General features: G+C 68.5%; 17 protein-coding genes. 5 read left to right on the forward strand and 12 right to left on the reverse strand.

Translation table 11 applies throughout. The annotated features are described in order from the left end of the window. The first annotated feature begins 275 nt into the window (after positions 1 to 275). Together ABZ794_RS26030 and ABZ794_RS26035 are read left to right on the forward strand one after the other, a co-directional pair. Positions 276 to 506 (forward strand): hypothetical protein, encoded by a 231-nt coding sequence (locus ABZ794_RS26030; RefSeq protein ID WP_210784557.1) that lies wholly within the window; start codon positions 276 to 278, stop codon positions 504 to 506. A 53-nt stretch (positions 507 to 559) separates the two neighbouring features. Further along, a complete protein-coding gene (locus ABZ794_RS26035) occupies positions 560 to 754 on the forward strand; it encodes a hypothetical protein (protein WP_091405645.1) in 195 nt (64 codons plus the stop codon). A gap of 59 nt (positions 755 to 813) precedes the next feature. On the opposite strand, the gene ABZ794_RS26040 is transcribed toward ABZ794_RS26035, so the two are convergent. The 3 genes from ABZ794_RS26040 to ABZ794_RS26050 are packed head-to-tail and all read right to left on the reverse strand — an operon-like array spanning position 814 to position 2,086. Next, the gene (locus ABZ794_RS26040) at positions 814 to 1,356 is read right to left on the reverse strand and encodes a DUF1360 domain-containing protein (RefSeq protein WP_210784556.1); all 543 of its coding nucleotides are present in this window, start codon (positions 1,354 to 1,356) and stop codon (positions 814 to 816) included. A 53-nt stretch (positions 1,357 to 1,409) separates the two neighbouring features. After that, positions 1,410 to 1,748, reverse strand: a complete 339-nt coding sequence (locus ABZ794_RS26045) for an SRPBCC family protein (RefSeq protein ID WP_210784555.1) — start codon at positions 1,746 to 1,748, stop codon at positions 1,410 to 1,412. Beyond that, a complete protein-coding gene (locus ABZ794_RS26050; RefSeq protein ID WP_357518006.1) occupies positions 1,748 to 2,086 on the reverse strand; it encodes a DUF6158 family protein in 339 nt (112 codons plus the stop codon). The genes ABZ794_RS26045 and ABZ794_RS26050 overlap by 1 nt, the downstream gene beginning before the upstream one ends. Positions 2,087 to 2,220: 134 nt before the next feature. On the opposite strand from ABZ794_RS26050, the gene ABZ794_RS26055 reads away from it, so the two are divergent. Further along, on the forward strand, positions 2,221 to 2,643 hold the full coding sequence (locus ABZ794_RS26055; protein WP_238688563.1) for a hypothetical protein: 423 nt from the start codon (positions 2,221 to 2,223) through the stop codon (positions 2,641 to 2,643). Between the two features lie 25 nt (positions 2,644 to 2,668). Next, complete coding sequence (locus tag ABZ794_RS26060; RefSeq protein WP_238688562.1) at positions 2,669 to 3,001, forward strand: DUF3817 domain-containing protein; 333 nt, start codon at positions 2,669 to 2,671, stop codon at positions 2,999 to 3,001. 35 nt (positions 3,002 to 3,036) lie between these two features. On the opposite strand, the gene ABZ794_RS26065 is transcribed toward ABZ794_RS26060, so the two are convergent. From ABZ794_RS26065 to ABZ794_RS26085, 5 genes are all read right to left on the reverse strand, one after another. Then, on the reverse strand, positions 3,037 to 3,225 hold the full coding sequence (locus ABZ794_RS26065; protein WP_210784551.1) for a hypothetical protein: 189 nt from the start codon (positions 3,223 to 3,225) through the stop codon (positions 3,037 to 3,039). Positions 3,226 to 3,243: 18 nt separating this feature from the next. Next, entirely contained in the window at positions 3,244 to 3,696 is a 453-nt protein-coding gene (locus ABZ794_RS26070; protein WP_210784550.1) for a DUF3592 domain-containing protein, read from the reverse strand. Positions 3,697 to 3,843: 147 nt separating this feature from the next. Further along, positions 3,844 to 10,152, reverse strand: coding sequence for an RHS repeat-associated core domain-containing protein (locus tag ABZ794_RS26075; RefSeq protein WP_357518009.1), 6,309 nt, complete (start codon positions 10,150 to 10,152; stop codon positions 3,844 to 3,846). 240 nt (positions 10,153 to 10,392) lie between these two features. Next, complete coding sequence (locus tag ABZ794_RS26080; RefSeq protein WP_357518011.1) at positions 10,393 to 16,782, reverse strand: carboxypeptidase regulatory-like domain-containing protein; 6,390 nt, start codon at positions 16,780 to 16,782, stop codon at positions 10,393 to 10,395. 269 nt (positions 16,783 to 17,051) lie between these two features. Then, positions 17,052 to 17,573 carry a DUF6232 family protein gene (locus ABZ794_RS26085; protein ID WP_210784548.1) on the reverse strand — a complete coding sequence of 174 codons (522 nt, stop codon included), beginning with the start codon at positions 17,571 to 17,573 and terminating at the stop codon, positions 17,052 to 17,054. 501 nt (positions 17,574 to 18,074) lie between these two features. On the opposite strand from ABZ794_RS26085, the gene ABZ794_RS26090 reads away from it, so the two are divergent. Next, positions 18,075 to 19,052: an NlpC/P60 family protein gene (locus tag ABZ794_RS26090; protein ID WP_357518014.1), complete on the forward strand. Its 978-nt coding sequence runs from the start codon at positions 18,075 to 18,077 to the stop codon at positions 19,050 to 19,052. A gap of 79 nt (positions 19,053 to 19,131) precedes the next feature. On the opposite strand, the gene ABZ794_RS26095 is transcribed toward ABZ794_RS26090, so the two are convergent. The 4 genes from ABZ794_RS26095 to ABZ794_RS26110 form a co-directional block, all read right to left on the reverse strand. Beyond that, complete coding sequence (locus tag ABZ794_RS26095) at positions 19,132 to 20,121, reverse strand: sigma-70 family RNA polymerase sigma factor (RefSeq protein WP_091405669.1); 990 nt, start codon at positions 20,119 to 20,121, stop codon at positions 19,132 to 19,134. 377 nt (positions 20,122 to 20,498) lie between these two features. Then, on the reverse strand, positions 20,499 to 21,440 hold the full coding sequence (gene murQ, locus ABZ794_RS26100; RefSeq protein WP_210784546.1) for an N-acetylmuramic acid 6-phosphate etherase: 942 nt from the start codon (positions 21,438 to 21,440) through the stop codon (positions 20,499 to 20,501). Further along, complete coding sequence (locus ABZ794_RS26105) at positions 21,437 to 22,351, reverse strand: MurR/RpiR family transcriptional regulator (RefSeq protein ID WP_030488123.1); 915 nt, start codon at positions 22,349 to 22,351, stop codon at positions 21,437 to 21,439. Before ABZ794_RS26105 ends, murQ begins: the two co-directional genes overlap by 4 nt. Before the next feature lie 75 nt (positions 22,352 to 22,426). Next, on the reverse strand, positions 22,427 to 23,443 hold the full coding sequence (locus ABZ794_RS26110; RefSeq protein ID WP_357518016.1) for an NAD-dependent epimerase/dehydratase family protein: 1,017 nt from the start codon (positions 23,441 to 23,443) through the stop codon (positions 22,427 to 22,429). Positions 23,444 to 23,578 lie beyond the last annotated feature (135 nt).

Genomic DNA, 23,578 nt, shown 5'->3' on the forward strand with positions numbered 1-23,578 from the left:
CCCGGCCCACACGGCCGGGGGCGGCGCTGTCTGTATTCGGCGAACCCCAGCGGACCGGCCCGGCCGAGAGGGCGAGCAACATCACCCTCGCCCCTCTTCGCCCCCGGCACCCCTTTGCCTTCCTTTGCTCTGCACCCGTCCGCGCACCACCTACCCAGCGTGACTGTCGCCTGGGCGGGTGCAGAGCAAAGGAGGGTTCGCGGGGCCATCGACCAAGAGCGCAGGCCGCCACCGGGGTGACGTTTGACCGTTTCCGCCCCGGGTAGCTGATCGACGTGACCGACGACGCAGACGCATCCGTGGCCGGCGAGCCGGACACCCAGGCCCTCGACGACCTGCTCGACGACATCTTCCGGGCGCAGGAGCGGGTCACCCAGGCGGAGATCTATCGCCGGGCGGTGGCCGCCGAGCTTCCACCGGACCTGCTCGCCCGCATCGACGCGCTTCCCGAGGGCGAGTACTCGGTGGACGAGGCCAGCGACCTGCTGGGCGGTTCCATCGGCTGAGCGAGCGACCTGGGCGGCACCATCGCGCGAATGACCGCAGGAGGGACACCGACATGACGCACCACGAGGACCACGACGAGAAGGTGCCGGCGCTGGGTCAGCCCCCGAAGGGCAGGGACACCACGCCCGAGCCGGACTTCGCCAACGAGCACGACCGCACGGCGGTGGATCGGGACATCATCACCGGGGCGGACGAGGACGAGCGGGAGCCGGAGTCGCCGCACGGTTGGTCCGGCATGCAACGTTGAGGCGTACGAGAAAAAAAGGGGGGCCGGTGTCTGCCGGCCCCCCTTTCCCGTCCTGCTCGTCAGTCGTCGTCCTGGTGCCCACCCTCGGCAGCCTGTTGCGCCGTCGCGTACGCCATCTGGAGGAAGTCGGACGCGGCGACCGCCGTCAGCGCGGTGGCCACCAGACGGGTGAGCCGGGGCGCGAGCACCAGGCCACCGGTCAGCCCGGTGGCCACCCAGACCGCCAGGCAGAACGGGCAGCTCAGCAGCTCGCCGATGGCGTGCCGGGTGGGGCTGCCCGAGTCGCGGACCTGCTCCATCACCTCGCCGCTGCCGATCGGACGGTCGTAGCGGGTGAACGGCGCCCGCAACGGGCTGGTCACCGCGTCCTTGGACAGCAACCGGCTCAGCTTGTGCGTGGCGATGGAGAGCAGCACCACGTCGGACGGCGCGGGACGCTCCGGCACCGGTCGGCCGGTCGCCTTGACCAGGCCGGCGAGAACCCCGGTCACCCCGGCGTAGGCGCCCATGGCCACCAGGTAGCCGCCGAGCGGCCGGTGCTCGTGCGGCGCGTACGCCCGGCGCAGCCGGGCCGCCTTCTGTCGCAGGCCAGTGTCGCTCACCCGATCTCCTCACGTGTCGTGGTGGTGCGGGAACGGCGTCCCGCGCGGCCGGCTCAGCCGGCCTGGAGGTTGTCGGCGACCTCGCGTGCCAGGTTGGTGAGCGCCTCGTCGGCCAACTGGTCCGGACCGGGTCCGCCGGACCCGTCGGCCAGGTCGAGCTGAATCCGGGCGCCACCGGAATCGGCCGGCTCCACCCGGATCTCGGCGGACCAGTCGTCGGCGTCGCCGTCGCCCCAGCGGGCGCGCAGCTCCTCCCCGCTGATCTCCGCCGCGGGGCTGCCGTCGCCGCGCAGCGGCTCCGGCAGCCAGGCCGAGGCACGGTCGGGGTCGGTGGCCGTGTTGAAGACCACCTCGGGTGGCGCGGACATGCCGCGCACGGCGCGCGCCGGCATCACGCGTCCCGCAGGCGGCTGGGATCGACCTCGCGACCCGGGTGTCGGGCCAGGTACTCGGTCTCCAGCTCCGCCGTGCGCCGCAGGTGGTTCGCGAGTGCGGAGTCCGTCGCGTGCCGCAGGGTGTCCAGGCGGGTGCGGTGCAGGCTGTGCATCTCGCGGATCAGGTCCTCGTCGGTCAGCTCCGTCGGGTCGATGCCGAGCAGGTCGCCGTCGAGGCCGGGAGCGCCGGCCGGGTCGGCGAGCTGATCGCCGCCCCACTCGGGCACCCGCTGCTCCGGGCTAATATCCGCACTGCCGCTGGACGCGAAGCCGTCCCCACGTACCGATCCGGTCATGATCGCCCCCCTTGATCTCGTTTGGGCTGGCGTCTAGACGATTGCCCAGGCGTGGTGATGCCAAACCAAGCCGGCGAGGCGACGACTACGACACGGTGTCGGAGACCGGTAGCGCCCCCGGTACCCTCAATGTCATGAGGCGGCTCTGGACCCCGGCGTGGATCGCACGCCACGTGGCCATGGTCGTGCTGGTCGTGGGCTTTCTCGGGCTGGGCTGGTGGCAGATCAGCCGGGCCACCGCCGGCAACAGCCTGAGCTGGGGGTACGCGGTCGAGTGGCCGATCTTCGCCGGCTTCGTGGTCTACGTCTGGTGGCGTGAGGTGAAGCTGGCCCGCCGCAGGGCGGCGGAGGCCGACGCGCCGCCCGCGGATCCGGCCGTCGAGCCGGCGCCGGCGGTCACCATCGGGTCCCGACCGGCGGTACGCCGCCCGGTGCGGGTGTCCCGGGTGCCGGCCGCCGGCGATGTCGTCGAGGACACCGACCTGGCCGCCTACAACCACTACCTGTCATGGTTGAACGCCAATCCGGGCGCCCGGCCCGGTGACTATCCCGGCTGAGCCGGGCTCGGAAGGACGGACGAAGGTGGGCGCTGCCCTTACCCGGTACCGCGTGATCGCCTGGATCGTGGGCGTGGTGCTGATCCTGCTGGTCGTGATCGGCATGCCGCTGAAGTACGCGTTCGACAACCCGGTCGTCGTGGAGACCATCGGGCCGGCGCACGGCTTCCTCTACATGATCTACCTGGTGGCCGCGTTCGACCTGAGCCGCCGAGCCGACTGGCCGCTGAAGCGGATGCTGCTGGTGATGCTGGCCGGCACGGTGCCGTTCGTCTCGTTCTACGCCGAGCGCCGGGTCAGCGCCTGGGTGGCCGCACCGCAGGAGGAACGGACTCCGGAGCCCGTCCTCCCGCGATGACGGTGAGCGGGCGTGAAGATTGGTTGCGCCGACCTTCACGCCCCTCGGCGGGCGAGTAGCCATCCGGCCAGCGTCAGAGCGGCCCCGACCGCCACCAGCAGGATCGAGTCGACCGCCACCAGTCCCACCAGAATCAACACCGCTCCCGCCACCGACAAGGCATACGCCTTCGGGTTGCGGGCAGCGGACGGTGGCCGCACCCCTTTTTTGACAGGTTTCGTCATTCCATCTCCCCTAATGACTTAATTATCAGCGCTGGGTGACTTTTTCGCGTTCTTCCTATCGATCCTCATCGAGCGAAGTATCAGGCCACCGGCGATGGCGGGGATTGCGCCGATCGGCACGAAATACCAGGACATCAGGAAAAACAGCGAGCCATCGGTACGCCCGTTCTCCGCCACAAAATGCTCCGGATCATTCGGGTCCACCCAGATGGTCAACGCCTGCGGCGGCGGGCTGCTGCAGGCGGCGAGCTTGGCGCAGGGGATCCAGTCGTGATGCTGCTCCCCCTCGTACATGTAGTAGACCTCGATCCGGTCGACGCCGCTCCCTCGGGCGTCGCCTCCCTCCCGGTCGGTGAGGGTGGCCGGAACCTGCACGCCTTCCACGCGCAGCCGATCCGCCTCCGATGAGTCCCACCACCGGTAGCCGAGCGAACTGCCGAGCAACCCCAGGCCTATCAGGAGCAGAATCATCGCCGTACGGAGCAGTTTCCGCTCATCCTCAGTTGCATCGGCCAACCACACGCGAGAAACCGTCCCTACCTCTTCGTCACGACATCCCCATCGATCGACCCACCCTAGAACCCAGCCGAGGGCTGGAACAGCCCTCGGCTGGGTTCGTCACCACGCGAAGGGGTCGGTGAACGGGACGCCCATCTGCCACTTCGCCACGCCGCCCGGCGCCGAGACCGCAACCCAGCCCAGTTGGGCAGCCAACGCCCTTGCAGCGGCATCGGTAGCAGCGGTATCCAGCCCGCCTCGAGGTCTGTACTGCTCCTTCCAGGAAAGGCTGTAGCTCCCGGTCGGATGGCGCCAGCTTCGCGGCGCGGGGACGGTGTTGCCCATCCGCGTCGTCTTGTACAACGGCACCGCTGGGATGAATCTGTATGAGGCATAGTCGATCACCGCCCCGCCCAGGGCTCTCGCCCAGGCCTCTGGCGACTTCGCCCCACTCTTCGAGGAGTAGAGGTCCATGCCTCGGCCGCCCACGGCGACCCCCAAGCCGATCCCGCCGGCAATCGCGCAGACCCCAGCCGTGGCGACGATGCACAGGGCCGCGCCGGTGATGCCGACCGCGCCGGTGACCCAGTCCCGGTTACCCCGCCACCACTTCTTCACCCCCTCGGAGCCGCTGGTCAAACACTTCCAGTCCTTGAAGGCGCACTTCGGACCATCGAGCTCACCCTCTGGCTTCTCAGGAATGGGCGCCGGGGGGCAGACCGGAGTACTTGGGATGTGCACTCGGGGCTTCGGCGGCCCTGCGGGTATGTTCGCCGTAGGGCCCTGCCAATTCAGTGCCGATCGCCAGACATTCAGCACCACTCGGGCCACCAGCCACACGCCCGGCATGCCGGAGTACTCCATCGGGATCCAGTAGAGCGTGTTGCCCACCCCACCGAGGCAGACGGATCCGCCGTACCGGCAGAAGAGGTAGTAGTCGGCACGGTAGTGATAGCGGTAGCCGCCCTTGGTGCTGGTCCAACTGTCGCTTCCGAGGTACGTCCAACTGCCACCGGGCTCCCGGCCAGTCGGATCGGACTGCGTGATGGGGCTGTTGCCCGCGTAGGCGTACCCATTCATCTGCTCGGGCGCGTCCATGTTGAACACCGGGTCAACACTCACGAACCGACCGAGCCCCGGGTCGTACTCGCGTGCCCCCAGATGGGTGAGCCCCGTGTTGTCCACCGTCCCACCGACGAAGCCCTTGCTGTTGGGCCAGGCCGGCGATCCGCCACGGGCCGTGCCGTACGGCGTCTGTCGGCGGATGGTGAACTGCTGGTTACCTGCGTTGACCGACACCTGGGCGGTGCCCTGATGGTCGCTGCCGAGCCATACCAGCCCCGCGGCGGTACGAGATGCGATCGTCTGCCCGTTGAAGGTGTAGTAGCGGGTGCAGGAGAGATTGCCGTCGGAGGTGCGGTATCGCACTTCCTGGCCCGGAAGGTAGAGCGTCTTCCCGGTCGGGTCCTTACGAATCAGCCGATTGCCGTCTGCGTCGTATATGTAGCTGGTGGGGCCTGTGCTGTCGGTGCTGGTGGCCAGCAGACCCTCCGGATCCCAGGTCAGGGTTTGGGTACCGGCGGTGGCCGTCGGCCGGGTCAGGGTATTGCCAGCCGCGTCGTAGGTGTAGGAGGTGGTTGCGGTGACCACCCCGTTGACCTTGGTAGTGGTGCCGTTGAGTGCGTGTGGCCGGACTCCGCCGCCGGCTGGATATCCGTAGTTGTAGGTGGTGACGCGCTCGCCGGACGAATTGCTGCGATCGATCTCCTCCAGCCGGCGACCCGCCTTGTCGATGTCCCACTCCAGCCAGTACTTGGCTGGACCACCGAGGCCGGAGACGGTCGGTGCGGTGTTGCAGTCGCCGTTGGCCGGCGTCCACGCCTGCGCCAACTGCCCTCGGTAGTCGTGTTGGAAGCATTGGTGGTCGGCTCCGCCCGTGGCCGCCATGTCGGACATCTTGGTGATGTTGCCGACCTGGTCATAGCTGTAGCGAACATCCGTGATCTTGTGCGGCGCGGTCGAATCCCGATCGGTGCTGCTGCCGGACACCCGGCCAGTTTCGAGTTCGTACGTGAACGAGCGGAAGACTCTCGATCCCGTCTCCGAATAGAGGCCGGTATACATCTCGTACTGATCGACCTTGCCGAGTGCGTTGTAGTCGGTGTCCGCCACATAGCTGGATTTCGGTCCGGCACCATATAGCGTGGTCAACTGTTTTGGCAGCCCGGAAACGGGGTCGTAGTGCTGGAACAGCGTCTCCGTCGGCAGGTCCGCACTGGCAGGAAGAGACCCGGAGGCCACACTGCCATCGACGTTGTAGGTGGCGCCGAAATCGTAGGTGCCAGCCAAGCCGGTCTCCGATGTCGGAATGACCACCTGCGTACCGGTGGGTTGGTAGTTGTCGTTGTATCCCGTGACCTTCACCTGGTAGACAGCCGTGCCAACTGCCCTGCTGCTCTGCGTGAGTTGTCCCTTGGCGAGGGTGTCGTACAACCACTCTGCCCGCAGCTTCCCACCCACCTGGTTCTCGTAGACCGCTCGCTTGCGACCGAGCGAGTCGTACGCGTAAACCAGCTTCTGGTTGAGCGCGTCCGTCGTAGACGTGACGCGGTCGGCGTTGTCGTACGTCATGCTGGTCGGCCCACGGTCCGGGTCGGTGGCCCCGATGCGCCGGCCACGGATGTCGTAGTTGAACGCCCACTGGTTACCCGCCGGGTCCGTCACTTGATCGAGCAGACCCTTCCGGTTGTAGCGGTAGAGAGTCGACTCGTATGTGCCGGTCGGGGTCGCACCGTGGTACTGGCGTAGCTCCACGGTGCGCCCCTGAGCGTCGCCCACCTTGGAATCGACGGTGCCGCCCAGCGGTGGGGTGGTGTCAACCCGGTCGCCGGCGTAGTAGGTGCGGGTCCTGTTCCGTTCGGCACCGTACGGCTGGAAGACCGACGCGACCGCCCGACCCACCCCGTCGTACTCGGTCCGCATCTGGGTTGGGACGAAGGCCGCTTCCGTCGAGGTGACCAGAGTGGTGCCTGGCGAGCCGGCGGTGTGGTACGCGCTGTAGGACTTCACCTCCCGACCGGCGGTGTCGTAGAAGGTGTCGGTCAGCAGGCGGCCACCGGACGGTGACGCGGCCTGGGTCTGCCGCTTGCGGAGCAGGCCGTCGTAGAGCTCGTACCGTTCGACGTAGTTGCCCGCCGAGTTGAGGGCCTTCGTAGTGATCACCGAGGGCGCGTCGGCCCGGATCAGATAGTCGTACGTGGTGTTCGCCGGTTGGGTCGTCTTGTCACGGCCTGGACCCCAGAGCGCTTTCAGTCGGCCGAGGCCGTCATAGCTGGTCTCGGTACGCTTACCGTTGGCATCGGTGACCTTGGTTGCCAGGCCCCAGCCAGGTTCCAGTTCACTCGTGATGGCATGGCTCAGTGGGTTGGTGACCACGAGACCGGTCACCGGGCCACCACTGGCCGGGACGTACGCCGTCGTGGACCGAGCGTTCACCGCGTCCCAGGCCTCCGTTACCCGGCCGTAGACGTCGAACGCCGCCCGAGAGACGGTCACGAAGGACGGCGCACCGGCCGTCCAAGCCGACATCTCTTCATTCCGGGTGGCCTCGCCGCGCGTCGGCGCCACACCGTGGGTGTTGCCGTCGTAGGAGACCCGCTCCACCGAGATGACCTTGTCCTCGGTGAGGCTGGCGGGGTTCTCCGCGTCAGCACAGCGGACCGCGTAAGTGGACTTGGTGTGCGGCTGCCCGATGAGCCAGTTCGTGGTGTTGTTCGCGTACTCGGTCTTGACACACTGCTCGTCACCGGCGTTGTCGGCGTCACCCAGATCGTCCACCTTGGTCGGCAGACCCTTGTCGTCGAAGGTGGTGTACTGCGAGGTGACCCGCTCACCGCGGCCGGCGTCCAGGGTTATCCTGTTGTGCCGTCCGGAAACATCCACGAATCTCGCTTCGACGAGATCGCCGTTGATGGTGCGGGAGGCGGTAGCGGAAGACTGCCAGGGCTCGCTCACCTCACGGGACACGACCGCGCCCTCGGGACCGTTGTACGTGGTCTTCTCTCGTTCCATGCCGGCGTAGGCGTCCTCGTCCTTCACCGTCGGCACGCCGGTCCCCGTCACCGACACGTTGCGGGTCCCGGTGGGCTGCTTGTCGCCGTGCATGCCGCGGAAGTACTTCGTCTCGACGTAGGTCTGCTCGCCAGGGTCACCGACGGTGACGCCAACCTTCTCGTATCCCCGCCACACCGACCAGGTCTTGTCCTTCTTCCCGATCAGTCCGTCGTCGTCGGCGTAGTGCCACGCCGGATCGCCGAGGTAGCTGTACGAGTAGGCGGTCCGCGGACTGCCGTTCGGAGGTACGCCACCGGTGTGGTCGATCTCGTAGATGGTGGTCACCACGTACTTGTGGAACCAGTCGGTGACCGGGTTGGTGTAGCCCTCCGGTGTCCAGCGGACCGGGTAGCAGCGCATCGTGTTGCTGTGCGGGGCACTGGGCATCCGGGATCCGGCGATACAGTCCGGCCCGGAGTAGGTGACGTTCACCGTGCCACCGCTCTCGCTGCGGATCGCCGCGAGACGCATCCAGTTCATCGCGGCCGAGTGGTCGATGGTGTCGACCCGATTGCTGAGTTGCGTCTCGGTGAACTCGATGTCCGGTACCGAGGCGGTGGTGCCGACCAGACCCGCGTGGGAGATCTTCTTCAGGAACAGGCCCGCCCTGGTGCCGTCACCGGGGTCGGGGAACGTGTGGGTGAGGGTCCATCGCTCCACGTTGCGGTAGGCGCTGCCGTCGCGGACCTGTGTGGTCACTGTCGACAGCCGCTTCTTCGACCAGAAGGTGGGCGCACCGACCAGGCAGGAGTCGCCGGTGCACTCCTGGTCCCAGGGGGTGTCGGGCCAGTGGGCCGCATCGTGGTTGGAGCAGTCGTTCAGGCACCGGTCCGCTGCGGCGAGATCCACCCGCATCGGCGCGGCCACGCCACGATAGAGCGAGTCGGTGCGGACACCGCCGACCGCGGTGCGGTTGTCGGTGCCGTACTCGATCCGGGTCAGGTAACCGCCCCGGGTGTAGGAGGCGACGTCGTCAGCGGTGTTGTTGCGGGCGTATCCGTTGGACTCCTTCGCGTACCAGAGCGACATGGTGTTGCCATGCGGATCGACGATGTAGTCCAGGTTCCACCGCCACGCCTGCATACAGTCTGAGGCGGCGAAGTTGGAGCCCCGGCAGGGCTCATTGGGGTCGTTACCGAAGACCGGGACCGTCCAGGTGGAGTTGGTCACCGCCTTGTCGGTGGTCCAACCGGCCAGCTTGTGCCGACCGAACCAGTACTGGGTGCCGTCGGTGGTGGTGACCTTCCAGTGCTCACCATCGTTGTCACCGTTGCCGTACGACGTGCCGCCGACGATGCGCTCGGCCCGGGTGCCGTTGTCCCGGCGCAGGTGCCAGTAATCGTCGGTGGCGTTGTAGATCAGCTCGCCACCGGCGCCACCGAGCGACATCGTCGCGTTGTTGGTCTCCCAGCACAGGTCACCGGTCTTGGTGGCGTTGTTGTTGTCGTCGCCGTCCATGTCCTGCCCACAGGACCGGTAGCGCCGTTCGATGAAGTCGCCGGGGACGAACTCGAAGCCCTCGCCCACCCAGGATGGCTGGTTGTTGGAGGCCGCGTGCCGCCCGTCGACGCTCTGCGCGGAGTAGGCCAGCTTCATCTCCGGCGTCGGCCCATTGAGCCCTGGCGGGTTGCGCATCGGGTACGACCAGGTGAAGTCACCGGAACTGCTACCGGCCGACCAGGTCGCCGAGGGCGAGAGACTGGTCGCGCCGTAGTCGCCGGCCGCACCGGAGGGGCCGGCGGTCAGAGCGAACAGGCTCCCCTGCGCCGCCAGGTCGAGGCTGCCCTTCTCCGTCATCCGAGGCTCGACCGGCACGGTGGCGGTCGCCGTACGCGCGGCGAGGTCGTTGCGAGTCGGCAGGACGGTGCCGGCGCACTCCGGACGCCCCGGTGTGCTGAGGGCACAGGCCGGCAGGGAGACCAGGCGTAGCCGGCTCGCCCAGTCGGCACCGTAGGCAGTGGCGAATGCCCGGTAGTCGACGCCGAGTTCGACGGTGCCCCGTTGGGCGGCACCGTCGACCCGGGCGACCCGGAGCAGCACCCCACGGATCCGCGCCTGCTCGGCGGCCCGCTGGTCGAGCACGCTGACCCGGACCCGGCTCGGAATCGAGCTGGCACCGCGCGCGGAGGCCTCGGGACGGTTCACCCGCACCGGCAGCGCCCCGGCTCGGGCGGGCGAAGCCACTCTGCCCTGCGTCGTCGGCCCGGGCAGGTCGACCTCGGCGGTGCCCGCCGACGGCCATTGGGGGGCCGGCTGCGCGGAGGCCTCCGGTACGGCGGCCTTGGCCGCCACCTCGCCGGCGGGCACGGTACGCACAGGTACCGGTTTGACCTTCGCAGCCTTCGGTGCCGTGAAGGGTTCCGGTGTCGATGCTCGAGCTGGCGGTACGAACAACGTCGTGGCAGTTAGCGTCACCACCAGAAGCATCACGACGAATGTCCTGGTTCGGCTGGGTTTGGACGACGGCACGAACATGTTAGTGGACAGGCTCGACTGCACCGGGTTACCTCCGAGAGGGGTCCGAGGAGCGACGGCTGTGGGGAGAACCGGCTGTGGTCAGGAAGTTGGTGGGTTGATCCGTAGGCCGAGGTCGGCACGGAGTACCGGTTGCCGGTGTGTGTACTGAAGAGCTGCTGTGCCGTCGGCACCTTCGAGGCCGATGGTCGCCGCACCACCGCGCTCCACGAACGTCCCGTCGAGATCGGCGTAGACGAAGCTGTATCCGCCCGCCTCGTCGAAGATCAGCTGGAAGGTGACCCGAATGTTGGGGTCCTCGTAGGAGGACACGTTGCGCCACTCGATGACGAACTGCCGGCTGGGTGCCGTACCTCGGAGCGCGGTCCGCACGCTGGCCGAGGAGTCGACCACCCAGTCATGCCAGAACGGGTAGATGCCGTTGGCCGGGCTGCCCGCCGACGGGATCGGATAGGGATACGGAGACGGCGCCTCCGGGTTGGCGAAGCTGACCAGCCCGTTGGTGTCCACCCAGGCCGAGCTGACCGACTGCCCGTACAGCGTGACGGGGAACGGCAGGTCGACTCGTGTGTCCCGATCGTCGCCGGTGAGGGACAGGACCGCACCGTCGGCGGGGGTGTACGTGATCGGTTGTTCGGCGATGGTGTAGCCGGCACCGGCCGGAGTTGCCCCCACGGCGAAGTTGACGACCCGACTGGTACCAGCACCGACGGTGGTGTGCTGCACCGAGGAGCCGCGGCAGGTGCCGGTGGGGCTGGTGGCGATCACCGCATACGAGCCGCTGGGAACGCTCGTGACCTGGTAACTGCCCGTGGCTGAGGTGACGGCGGTCTTCCCGCCGACCGCCACGGTCACGTCGGCCACTGGCGTTCCCTGGCAGCTGACCGTGCCGGTCACCGTACCCAGTCCTGGTGGGCTGGGCCGGAAGGTGACGCCCTGGCCGCTGGTCAGCAGCGCCTCCCGGTGCAGGTACTGGAAGGCCACGTCGCCGGCGGCGTTCTCGATGCCGATGGTCGCCTGACCGCCGCGCTCCCTGGCGTCAGCGGGGTCGATGTCCGCGTAGGCCAGCGAAATGTCGCCGTTCTCGTTGAAGATGACCTCGAACGACGCGCGATACGCCTTGTTGCCCGAGCGGTACACGTTCCGCCATTCGACCACCCACTGCCGGTTCGGCGCCGCGCCGCTGAGCTTCGTGGCGATCGCGCTTGAGGCGTCGACCCCCCAGTCGTCGAAGAACGCGTACACGGCGTTGTCGATCGTCCCGCCCAGCTCGTCGTACGGCAGGGGGGTTGGCGTTGGCGTGTCGGTGTCGATGCCGTCGAGGCTGCTGAAGCTGATCAAGCCGTTGGAGCTGATCCAGGCGGAGGTGTGGGTCTCCCCATAAAGCTTGATCGGGAATGGCGCGGTCTTCTGCCAGACCTTGTCGTCGCCGCGCCACGTCTCCACCACGTCACCGGGGATGAAGGTGACCGGTCCGGCTTCACAGGAGTAGCCGAACTCGTCGCCGTTGGACATCACTGAAAGGTCGAGATCCTGGGCGCCACCGCCGGGATGGTTGACGAACTGGCGGGCGTACTGCCCGACGCACCGGTTGTCGGCGCCGACCGCGCCCACCACCTGCTCTCCGATGGGCACGTTGGCGAACTGGTAGCCACCATCCGCCGCGGTGACCGTCGTGCGTCCTCCCGGGTCGAGGGTGACGGTGGCGCCGGCGATCGGCTCACCCGTTCCGGCGGTCGTCAGGGTGCCGCTGATCGAGCCCGGCGGCGCCGGAGTGAAGGTGATGGAGCCGTTGCTGACGGCCGCCGGCTCCATGAAGGAGTAGAGCTTCGCGACGGCGCCGGAGGCACTCTCGATGCCGATGGTCGCGCTGGAGCCCTTCTGAACGAGGTTGGTGAGAGTGCCGTAGTGGAAGGAGATCCGACCGTCTTCGTGCAGCATCGCCTCGAAGCTGATGCTGTAGGTCGCGGTGAACGTCTGCAGCACCATGCTTGACCACTCGACGACATAGGTCCGGTTCGGCGCGGTGCCGATGGTCTTGGTGCGCATCACGCTGCTGGATCCGATAGCGAGCTGGTCGTCCCAGAACGGGGCGATTATCGCGTTCGGCGCGTCGACCCTCGGCATGGTGGGATTGATGATCGTGATCGGAGCTGCATCGAAACTGATCAGCCCGTTCTGGTCCACCCAGCCCGTGGTGTAGGTCTTTCCATGCAGAGTGAACGGGAACGGCAGGGTCACCTGCGATGTGCCGTTGGTCGGAGCCAGCGGCGTGTCGGCGGTGACATAGCCGGACGCACCGACGGCGCAGGCGTAGCCGAGACTGCCGTAGTCGACGGTGAGTTGCAGCGCCCGTACCGTGTCCTCGGTCAGGTCGACCTGGCTCTCCACCGACGGGCCGCACCTGTAGTTCTGGGTGGACGAGATGGTGTAGCTGTCGGCCACCACGTTGGTGAACTGCCATGCCCCGCCCGCACCGGTGGTGGTGGTCAGCCCGGTCGGGTCAAGGGTGACGGTCGCGCCGACCACCGGGTTGCCCGACGGGTCGACAAGGGTGCCGGACAGATCGTGCTTGGCCAACGGCCCAGTCGTCGGGGGGATGGCGAAGGTGATCGCCTGACCGGTGGCCAGTGCCGGAGTCGCAGCTGAATACACCAGGCCGTCGTCGCCACCAGGTGCTTCCATCCCCACCACCGCGTTGGCCCCACGTTCAGCGTCGTTGTCGAGCTGGTCGTAGTTGGTGGTGACGGTGCCGTCGGCGGCCAGCAGGACCTGGAAGGAGAGCCGCTGCGCGGTCGACGACTTCCGGTGCACGTTTCGCCATTCGATGACGAACTGTTCGCTCGCACCGGTTCCCACCGTCCCCGTGCGCACACTCGCCGAGGAATCCACGACGAGGTCGTCCCAGAACGGAGCGAGCAGGCCGTTCGGGTCTGCCGGAGCGGGCAGTGCGCCCCCGGTGTACGGGTGGGATCCACCCGGGTCGGTGAAGGAGACGAGACCGTTGGTGTCCACCCAGGCGCTGCGGTACGCGTGGCCGTAGAACGGGAACACGAAGGGCAGTGCCACCTCGCCGACCGCGTCGTCGCCCGTCAACGCGAGCATGGTGTCGGCGGCGATGAACGGTTTCGCCGACGTGGCGCAGGTGTGCCCCTCGTCGTCCCGATACGCCTGCAGCGGGAGATTGACACCGAGCCCCTGGCCGTCGATCTCCCACGGACCGCTGGTGCCGGAGAGCCCACACCGGCCGCCGAAGGAGCCGACGAGGGTGTAGACCCCGGGCGCGAAGCCGGCGAGGCTGAACCCACCTTCGGGGCCGCTGGTCGTCTGCAGCCCGCCCGGTTCCAGCCGCACCGTGGCACCGTCCAGCGGCATCCAGTTCTCGTCGTAGACGGTGCCGTAGACGAACGCCGTCACCTTGATCGTGAAGGATGCCTGGGAGATTCCGCCGAGTCGACCGCCGTCGTCCAGGGATGCCACGTAGATCAGGCGCATACCGGTGGTGGCGCCGGCACTGATGGTGACCGTGGCGGTCCCACCGGCGACTGTCGCATTCACCGTGCTGCCCAGCGTGGTGTCGCCCACGCTGTACCGGAACTTCGTGATGTTGGTGTCGCCACCAGCGTTGAACGTGACCTGGAGCTGCCCTCCGGCGGTCACCTCGGTGCCGTTGGGGAATGACACCACCGGCTGCAAGGGCACTGCCAGCTCGGCAAGCTTGGTCGGGGTTTCGACGAGGTTGTAGACCCGGATGTCGTCGACGGCGCCGGTGAAGAGGCCGTCGTCGGCGCCGCTCCACCTGCGCTTGCCGACGGTTATCGAGCCGGTGGCGTTGAAGCCGCCGACCAGCGTCGTCGTCGCGGTCTGAGCCACCCCGTTGACATAGAGGGTCATCTTCTTCGTGGCGCCGTCGTAGGTCGCCGCGATGTGAGTCCACTTTCCGGCGGTGGCCGCCGAGTTGGACAGGACATGATGCAGCGCGGTGTTGGTGGTGTCCGCGGTCGACATGGTGAATCGCCACCGCTGGCTCGCGCCGGAGTAGCCCAGACTGTAGGCGTGCGACTGGGCGCCGTTGGCGCTGAGCACGGCCTGGTAGCCGGTGGTCGGCACGGTCGGCAGCCGAACCCAGGCTGCCACGGTGAAACTTCCGTCGGTACGCACCGGGGTGGCCGCGCCCGTGTCCGGATTCGGGGTCAGCACTGAACCTGTCAGTGAGCCCGTTGTGCTGCCGTTGAGACTGAGCGCGGTGCCGACACCGGCCCGACCCGGCGTCCGGGTTCCCGATGGGGCCAGGGTGAGCGTGTTGCCGTGACCGGTGACGTCGGCAGCGGTGTTCCCGGTCTCGTCGAAGGTCCAGCGGGCCGCCGGACCGGATCCTGCCCGTACGGAGAACGTGTAGGTCGCCGGTACGAGCGAGTACCGACCGGAGTGGTCCCGGGACCAGACGCGCAGGGTGTTCACCCCGTCGTGCAACGGCATGACGCTGATCGAGGCACTGAAGTCCGACCGGGCCGGCACGTTCTGCGCCTCGGTGAGCACGCCCGAGTCAAGGGTCCAGGCGTATTCCCTCACCTCGTACGGACGCTGCGTCGGCGGTGCCACGGCGAACACACCCGCTACGCCGACCCCACCACGCGGCGTGCCGTCGTTGCTGTAGGTGGTGGAGCTGAGGCCCCCGGGTTCCTTCGGAGGTGTGGCATCCACTGTGAACTCGCAAGTGCCGGACCAGTCGCCGTAGACCGATCCGTCCCACGTACGCGCCTGCCACACGTAGGTGGTGCCGTCCACCAACCTGCCGGACGGAATCTGCTTCGACACCGCCGACGGGTTGCCCGACGCCTGGGAGATCTTGTTGGTTTCGTTGCGCGAGCCGCCGAGCGGCCACCAGTAGAACCACGTCGTCAGGGACTGCTGCGAGCTGTCCGGGTCGGACTGCCTCACCGACAGGTACGGGGTGGTGTTCAACACGTACGGTCGGGAGTTGCCGACGGCGCAGGGCTTACCGTCGGACTGGTGTCCCGACGGTGGGTTGGGTTTGGTGTTGTAGGTGATCGACAGCTTCGGCGTCGAGTGCTTGAACCGCTTCCACTGGTTCTTTGTGCCCTCGTCGATCGCCCGGAGCCCCACCGTCAGGTCGGCCCAGCCGCTCTTTGCCGCCCGGTCGACCATTCGGGTGACGTCGAACTCGATCGTTCCGGTCCCCAGGCAGCCGTGCGCCCCACCGATCTTGCGGTTCGCCGACGTCTGAGCGGTGTAGCTACTGTCCCAACTCGGCTGGTTGTTCCAGGTCGTGGAGGATGAGATCTTCCCGGTGAGCCAGAGCTTCGCGTTGGACTTCGGGTTGCAGGTCCAGGAGTGGAGTTGCTCGATCCGGAATTCGGCCCTGCTGATGATCTTGCCCCTGACCGCGCTGGTGTTCATCCGAAACAGGGATCGGATGATGTGGTCCGCGCAGCCGTCACAGTCCTCGGTACGACCTGCCCCGGCAGCGCCGTAGGTGGACGCCCGCTGGAGGGCGGTGGAGTTCTGCCAGAACGAGCTGGACTTGTGCTTGCTCCACACCGATGTCCAGGCGTTGCTGGCTATCCCCCCGGTCCACGACGGGTCGATGTAGATGGGCAGCTTGGTCCGTGGGTCGTCCAGCATCGCCCGGTCCGGCACGATGGTCAGGGAGTCGCGGCTGACCGTCACCGGCATCACCGCGCGCCGGGCCACCCCGGCGGTGCCGGCGGGTGCGTCGGTCGATCGGGCGCCCTGGCCAGCGAGGTCCGGCTCCGCGCCGGCGACCGTGGCGTCCCACATCAGCGGGGCTGGCGCACTGAAGACGTTCTGGCCGTTGGCGTCGCGGGCCGCCAGACCACCGCCGGGCGCCGGACTGACCGTCACCCCTTTGCTCTCCAGACCGAAGCGCAGGGATCTGAGCTTCGGGTTGGCCGCTGCCTTCCGGGTGTGCACCACCAACACCTCGGAGAAGCCGAGGGCGCCGGCCGTCACCCGCAGGTCGACCTCGGGCAGCACGTTCCGGTAGATGGCAGTGGATCCGTCAAGCACCGGCGCGGGCAACCGCCCGGGCCAGGACATCGTCAGCTCGCGGGCACCGTCGCGGAGCCGAGCCAGCGGCGCGCTCTCGCCCCCTGGGGAGAAGACCATCGGGAGCACCGACGCCCTGGGGGCAAGTCCTTCCGAGGTCGCCTTGAGGACAGTGTCCACCGGCACCCAGGAGTCACCCTTGCGTACCCGCACCGGCTCGATGCTCTGCTCCAGGGTGAGCGATCCGTCGGGGTTGAGGAACGTCTGGGCGTACTCGGTGCGCTCAGACAGAATCTCCACCTGCCGGCCACAGGTGGCGAGCATCGCGCGGGCGCTCTTGGCGTTCGGTTGGACGTCGACGCAGGCAGCGGCGGGCGTGGGCGCGGCCGATTGGGCCGGAGCGGCAGGTGGGACGAGCACCGAGGCTGGCAGGAATGCCATGACCAATAGGGCCGAACTGCGATGACGAATGCCCAAAAAGGGCGTGCGACGCCCACCATTAACGACCATGAACAGCCCCCGTGTTGATCGATCCGCCTCCGCGGCGCGCTCAACATACTGAGCCGATCTTCAGTTATCAATATTCAAGATCAGTGAGTTCACGCCTGGTGCGTCAACGGCCGAATTACGGCCGGCTGGGGCGTAAGGGTCCGCACTGCCCAGACTGGTCAGCCCGCCAGGGGGCCGCCGCCTGAGCCGGTCGCGCCCGATCAGCGGTTGGGCCGCCACGGGTCCGCTTCGGCGAGCGGGTCGACCCAACTGCCGTAGCGGTTGACCTCCCGGGCCCGCAGCAGCGACCGGGTGACCTGGCCGAACTGCCGTTCGTCGTCGGCGCTGAACAGCAGCACCTCCGAACCTTGGTACCACCCCCACAGTTCGTGCGGCGGTGGGCGCCAGCGGTCGCCGACCAGGGCGAGTGCGGCCGGGAGCAGGAACACCGCGCCGAGGATCAGGTACGCCCCGGCGGTGAGGCGGTGCAGACCGCCGGTGAAGCCGAGGAGCACCCCCACACCGCCGAGCATGCTGGCGGTGATGACCACGGCCCGGACGGCGATCCGGTCGTGCGGACCCCGGGTGGTACGCAGATGGGTCAGGTCGGCGACCCGGTAACTGTTCCGACCGACGGTGAACCGGTCGACGGTCACGATGATGCCGGGCCGCGCGTACAGCAGGGTCGACCGGGCGCCCGGCACCGTTCGCGGCGGTCGCGTCTTTGCGCCTTCACGATTCACGGTTCCTCCCGAAGGGGACGGTTGGCCGAGTGGGCCCGCTGGCGACAGTCATCGCTGCCTGTCGACGGGATTCCCGGCTCCGGACTTCATTGTGTTGCGGCATCGCCAGTCGACCTGGGCATTTCCCGGGTCCCGACAGCTCGCCACGACCGGGTGACATCGCCGAGAAACAGCATCCATTTCAGCTTTTATCGGTTATGGCGGCTAGGAATCCGGCGGCATACGCCCGGAACGACGAAAGTCGCATATCCGTCAGTGGGCCGCGAAAAGGGCGATGTTCCCCCGTCCCCAGGCGTCATCAGCCACGATGGCGCCACCCAGCCCATGGGCCCGACCCGCAACTCTCCCAACTTTCGCCCCTGCTTCAACTGCGAGCGACATCCGTCCCGGGTTAGGTTGGGCGAGCCGGTCCGGCCCAGTGCCGTCCGCCCGGATGGCCCCGGCCGGTGTCGTCGAGGGCGTCAGCAGCCCCGGCGGCCGTGGGAGAGGGGCCTTCCGCTCTTGTCATCCCTGAGAAATCTGCTGCGCACCGTGGCGCTGGTCGGCATGTCGGCCGCGCTGATCGCCCCGACGGCGGTGGCCCAGGCCGAGCCGTCCCCCGCCGACCTGACCCGCCGGATCGAGACGTCCTCGGCCGAGTTGGAGCGGGTCGTCGAGTCGTACAACAAGTTGCGTGAGGAGATCAAGACAAACGAGGCCGCCGTGGCCCGATTACAGACCCGCATCGGCCCGCTCGAACAGCAGGTCGAGCAGAGTCGGGCCGACGTGGCGGAGCTCGCCTCCACCGCGTACAAGAGTGGCGGTCTGCGCACCGCGGACGCCCTGCTGCGTCCCGGCGGCTCGGCCGCGCTGCTGGACCGGCTCGGCACGATCGAGCAGTTGACCCGCCAACGGCAGGAGCGCATCTCCGGCTTCACGACCGACCAGCAGCGACTGCTCGACGAGAAGGCCCACCTGGGCGCGACCTTGACCCGACAGGCAGCACAGGCTCGCCAGCTCGCCGCAGGTAAGAAGCAGATCGAGCAGGACCTGGCCAAGCTGTACGAGCTGCGCCGGCAGGCGTACGGGGCCGCCACCGAGCGACCCGAGCCCAGGGCGGCGACGAGCGAGGCCAAGAACGTGCCCGCCGTGTCCGGTGCTGCCGGCGCGGCGGTGCGTTACGCGTTCGGCGCGATCGGCAAGCCCTACGTCTGGGCGGCCGACGGGCCGAACGGCTACGACTGCTCCGGCCTGACCTCGGCTGCCTGGCGGGCTGCCGGGAAGTCCCTGCCGCACAACACCAGGATGCAGTGGAGCGCTGTCGCCCACATCGGGCGGGGCGAGCTACGCCCCGGCGACCTGGTCTTCTACAGCGGGCTCGGGCACGTCGCCCTCTACGTGGGCGACGGTCAGGTGATCGACGCGCCCAGCGCCGGTCGCAACGTGCTCAAGCGTGGCATGAACATGATGTCCATCCAGGGTTACGGCCGGGTGCGCTGACCACCATCGGAAACGGCGAACGGCCGGCGTCCCCCTATCGGACGCCGGCCGTTCGCCGTCATTAGTCATTACTTCCAGGTCAGGCTGCTTGCAGCCCTTCCGCCCGAGCCAGCTCGCGGAGCCGGCCGAGGGCCTGGATCTCCAGCTGCCGGATCCGCTCGCGGGACAGCGAGAAGCGGGACGCGACCTCGGTGAGCGAGTGCTCCCGGCCGTCCTCCAGCCCGTAGCGGGCCCGCATGATGCCGGCGGACCGGTCGTCGAGGTGGTTGAGCAGCCCTTCGATGCGCTGCCGCTCCAGGCCGCTGAGGACGATGTCCTCCGGCGACGGCGCGTCACTGTCGGCGACCAGGTCACCGAGGTTCGTGTCGCCGTCGTCGCCCACCGGGGTGTCCAGCGAAACGGTGTCCTGCGACCAGCGACGCAGCTCGTTCACCCGCTCGACGGTGACGCCGAGGGCGTTGGCGATCTGCTCCGGCTCCGGGTCGCTGCCCAACTCACGGGTCAACTGCCGGGCCACGTTGCGCATCCGGTTGACGTCCTCCACCAGGTGCACCGGTAGACGGACGGTGCGCTCCTGCTGGGCGATGGCCCGGCTGATCGCCTGCCGGATCCACCAGGTGGCGTAGGTGGAGAACTTGTAGCCGCGCTCGTAGTCGAACTTCTCGACCGCCCGGACGAGGCCGGTGTTGCCCTCCTGGATCAGGTCCAGCATGGGCATCCCCGAGCGCACGTAGCGCCGGGCGATCGACACGACCAGTCGGAGGTTGGCGCGGATGAAGAGGTCCTTCGCCCGCTCGCCCTCGACGACCAGCCACTCCAGGTCGGCCCGGTCGACACCGGCGGGAACGGCTTCCTCACCGAGCAGGTGCTCGGCGTAGAGGCCGGCCTCGATCGCCTTGGAGAGATCGACCTCCTTGGCGGCGTCCAGCAGTGGCGTCCGGGAGATCTCGTGCAGGTAGACGCCGACCAGGTCGCGCTCCTCGGCAACCTCGTCGGTTCGCATGCCGATGTTCTTGTCCACGTTGCCCACGGTCCCCTCGCTCGCGCCGGTTGCCCGGTTCCTTGCCATTCCCCACACCTGTCAGCCCCTGGTAACTTCTGCTGTGCCCATCGGTGCTGACACCTACACAACAGATGAGACGTGTCGGGGATTCCTCGTCGTGAGTCGAAAGTGTCACGAATGCCTGAGTAGTAGCTGAAAGCACGGTCCATGTTTGCTGTCAGCACCCCATCGGGTGGCTCGCCACTGGGCACCACGTACGGGTTACCGCACCATGGCAACACCGCCCGCCGTGGGGGCACAGCGACCCGGGTCACCACCGCGATGCGATCCTGGTCACTGCCAGATACGCACCGGTGCACCGGTCGGTTCATTCACGAGGGTGTTATTACCCCTCGGCCAGATGAACAATCCGAGGGCTCGTTCGCTTCCCGGTACGGGTGGCGCTAGGAGGCGAGCAGGGCGAGTGCGCCGCGCACCTGGTCGGCCGAGCGGGCCAGCGCGGCCCGGGCGGCGTCGATCTCGGCGCCCGAGACCAGGGCGACCAGCGCCGTCTTCAGGTCCCCGTCGGCCTCGGTGAGGGCCTGCCGGGAGAGTTCCTCCGAGCAACCGGTGGCCTCGACCAGAATCGAGATCATTCGTCCGCGGAGTTTCGCGTTGGTGGCCACCATATCGATCATGAGGTTCGAGTAGACCCGCCCCAGGCGCACCATGACGGCGGTCGAGAACGTGTTGAGGACCAATTTCTGCGCTGTGCCCGCCTTCATCCGGGTCGACCCGGTGACCACCTCGGGTCCGGTGTCCACCCCGATGAACACGTCGACCGACCGGGCGGCCTCCGCCTCCGGATTGGCGCAGAGCAGCACCGTCGAGGCGCCCTTGGCGCGGGCCGCGGCAAGCGCCCCGAGGACGTACGGGGTGCGTCCGCTGGCCGCCAGACCAACCACCAGGTCCCCGGCCCGTACACAACTGGCCGCTTCGACCGCGCCGCCCCGGTCGTCGTCCTCGGCGTCCTCGACGGCCCGCCACATGGCGTCCGGGCCTCCCGCGAGGTGCGCGCAGAACCAGTGTCGGGGCGAGTTGAAGGTGGGGGCCAGTTCGGCGGCGTCGAGCACGCCCAGTCGGCCGGAGGTGCCGGCCCCGAAGTAGTGCACCCGGTGGCCGCCGCGAAGCGCCGCGACCGCCAGGTCGACGGTGGTGGCGATCTCGTCGAGCACCGCGGCGACCGCCGCGGGCACTCGCCGGTCCGCCTCGTTGATCACGGTGAGCACGTCCCGGGTCGACATCAGGTCGAGGTCGACGCTGAGCGGGTTACGCCGTTCGGTGGGGGCACCCACCCGGACCGTGGGGCGAGCGGGCCGTGCGGGCATCTCCGCACCGGCCGTCATGCCCGCCTCCGGTTGGCACCCACCCGGTGCGACTGGACCGCCTCGGCGGTCGCCTCCAGGGCCTTGCGGGCCCGGGCCCTGTTGCGGGCGGCAACCCCGACGAAGAGGCAGTCGACCACGGTGAGCTGGGCCAGCCGGCTGGCCGTCGCGCCGGAGCGGTAGGTGGTCTCCCGGGCCGCCGTGGTCAACACGAAGTCCGCCACGTCGGTGATCGGCGAGCGCGGGAAGTTGGTCAGCGCCACTGTCGCCGCACCGCGGGTACGGGCCTGCTCCAGCACCTCGATCACGTCGGAGGTGGTGCCGGTGTGCGAGATGCCGATCGCCACGTCTCCCCGGCCCAGGAGGGCGGCCGAGGTCAGCGCGGTGTGCACGTCCGGGAAGTAGAAGGCGATCCGGCCGATGCGGTGCAGCTTCTGCTGGAAGTCCGAGGCGACGAACCCGCTGGCGCCGGCGCCGTAGATGTCGATCCGACCGGCACCGCTGATCGCCTCGACCACCTGCTCGCAGACGGCCGGGTCGAGTTGCTCGGCGGTCTCCTCGACGGCGCGGGCGTCGTTGAACGCGATGGTGGCGATGATCTGGGCGAGGTCGGCACCGGGCGGGATGTCACCGCCGACCACTCGGGCGTCCGGTGGCTCGATCCGGCGCGCGGCCTCGGCGGCGAGGCGGATGCGCAGTTGGGGGTAGCCGTCCATGCCCACCGAACGGCAGAACCGGATGACTGTCGCCTCGGATGTCTCGGCTGCGGTGGCGAGGTCGGTGATTGTCCGCCGGGCAGCGGCCGCCGGGTCGGACACGACCAGCCGGGCGACCCGCTGCTCGGCGGGCGACAGCGATGGCAACAGCCCGCTGATGTGGACGATCAGCCCACCGGGCTCGTGACTCGCAGAAATCTTCGGACTCTTCGCCACGGATGAAACTTACTTTCAGCAGGCGTGAGCGTCAACTATGACTGTCCGAGGTGGGGGAAACTTCGATCGCCGGGATCACCGGTCCCGCACAGCCTGCCACTTCCCCAGGATCGCCGCCTCATCCGCCGGGCCGAGTCCACCCTGCCGGACGGCCGCCGGCTGTGCGGCCATCCAGCACGCGGTCGCCCGAACGGTATCGGCCAGCGGACGGACCGTCAGACCGGCGTCCAGGGCCGGTCGGACGTCCCGGTCCATCAGGCCGGCGGTCTCCGGCAGTCGCACCCAGAGCGGCAACGCCCGCTCCCCCGACCACTCGCGTACGTCGTGGGACACCAGGAACTCCTGGTCGACCCAGGTGAGAGCCGGATCGGCGACGCCCAGCCCGGCGGCCACACCGGCCAGCAGGTCGGCCCGGGACATCGCCCGACCGGTGCCGTCGTACGTGCCGCCGAGTCGGGTGCCGGCGGCGTGCAACAGCCAACGCGCCAGATCGGCGACGTCCACGAACTGCACCCGATCGGTCGGACGCCCGGGGGCCAGCACCTCGCCGCCGGCCGACAGCCGCCGCACCCAGTACGGGAAACGATCGCTCGGATCCTCCGCGCCGACGATCAGCCCCGCCCGGCAGATGAACGAACGGTCCACGCCGACCCGCTCCCGGACCAGTTCCTCGATGCTCACCTTGCACTCGCCGTACCAGCGGTGGTCCGGGCCGACCGGACCGTCCACGTCCGGCGGGGCCGGCGCCAGGATCGCCGCGTCCGCAGCGGTCTGGCCCGGGGTGGTGTGGTCCGCGTACACCGAGATCGTCGACACGAACGACCAGTGGCCGACGTGGTCGGCGAGCGCGGCGAGCGCGTGCCGGGCGTGGCTGATCTGGCGGGTCACGTCGACCACTGCGTCGAAGCCCTCGGCCGCGAGCGGGACGAGCGACTCGGGATCATCGCGGTCGGCCGCGACGAACCGCGCCCCGGCCGGCACCGTGCCGGACACGCCCCGGGCCGCGCAGGTGACCTCGTGACCCTGTTCGACGGCGAGCAGTGCCGTCGCCCGGCCGAGGAACTGGGTGCCACCGAGAATGAGGATCCGCATCCGCCGATCCTGCTCCCCCCAGCTCCGAACAACCCAGCCGCTCTGCCGACGGCAGACCGTGATCATGAAGTTGTTGCCACTCGGATCGGCGTGTCACGGCAACAACTTCATGATCGGCGGAGGCGGGCGGAGGGG

Source organism: Micromonospora sp. NPDC047187 (assembly GCF_040643355.1).
Classification (GTDB): domain Bacteria; phylum Actinomycetota; class Actinomycetes; order Mycobacteriales; family Micromonosporaceae; genus Micromonospora; species Micromonospora salmantinae.

What these genes read in the sequence shown, in the direction of transcription:
- ABZ794_RS26035 (WP_091405645.1), top strand. Translation starts at nt 560, where the DNA reads ATGACGCACCACGAGGACCACGACGAGAAGGTGCCGGCGCTGGGTCAG.
- ABZ794_RS26045 (WP_210784555.1), bottom strand. Translation starts at nt 1,748, where the DNA reads ATGCCGGCGCGCGCCGTGCGCGGCATGTCCGCGCCACCCGAGGTGGTC.
- ABZ794_RS26050 (WP_357518006.1), bottom strand. Translation starts at nt 2,086, where the DNA reads ATGACCGGATCGGTACGTGGGGACGGCTTCGCGTCCAGCGGCAGTGCG.
- ABZ794_RS26055 (WP_238688563.1), top strand. Translation starts at nt 2,221, where the DNA reads ATGAGGCGGCTCTGGACCCCGGCGTGGATCGCACGCCACGTGGCCATG.
- ABZ794_RS26065 (WP_210784551.1), bottom strand. Translation starts at nt 3,225, where the DNA reads ATGACGAAACCTGTCAAAAAAGGGGTGCGGCCACCGTCCGCTGCCCGC.
- ABZ794_RS26070 (WP_210784550.1), bottom strand. Translation starts at nt 3,696, where the DNA reads ATGATTCTGCTCCTGATAGGCCTGGGGTTGCTCGGCAGTTCGCTCGGC.
- ABZ794_RS26080 (WP_357518011.1), bottom strand. Translation starts at nt 16,782, where the DNA reads ATGGCATTCCTGCCAGCCTCGGTGCTCGTCCCACCTGCCGCTCCGGCC.
- ABZ794_RS26095 (WP_091405669.1), bottom strand. Translation starts at nt 20,121, where the DNA reads ATGGCAAGGAACCGGGCAACCGGCGCGAGCGAGGGGACCGTGGGCAAC.
- murQ (WP_210784546.1), bottom strand. Translation starts at nt 21,440, where the DNA reads ATGACGGCCGGTGCGGAGATGCCCGCACGGCCCGCTCGCCCCACGGTC.
- ABZ794_RS26110 (WP_357518016.1), bottom strand. Translation starts at nt 23,443, where the DNA reads ATGCGGATCCTCATTCTCGGTGGCACCCAGTTCCTCGGCCGGGCGACG.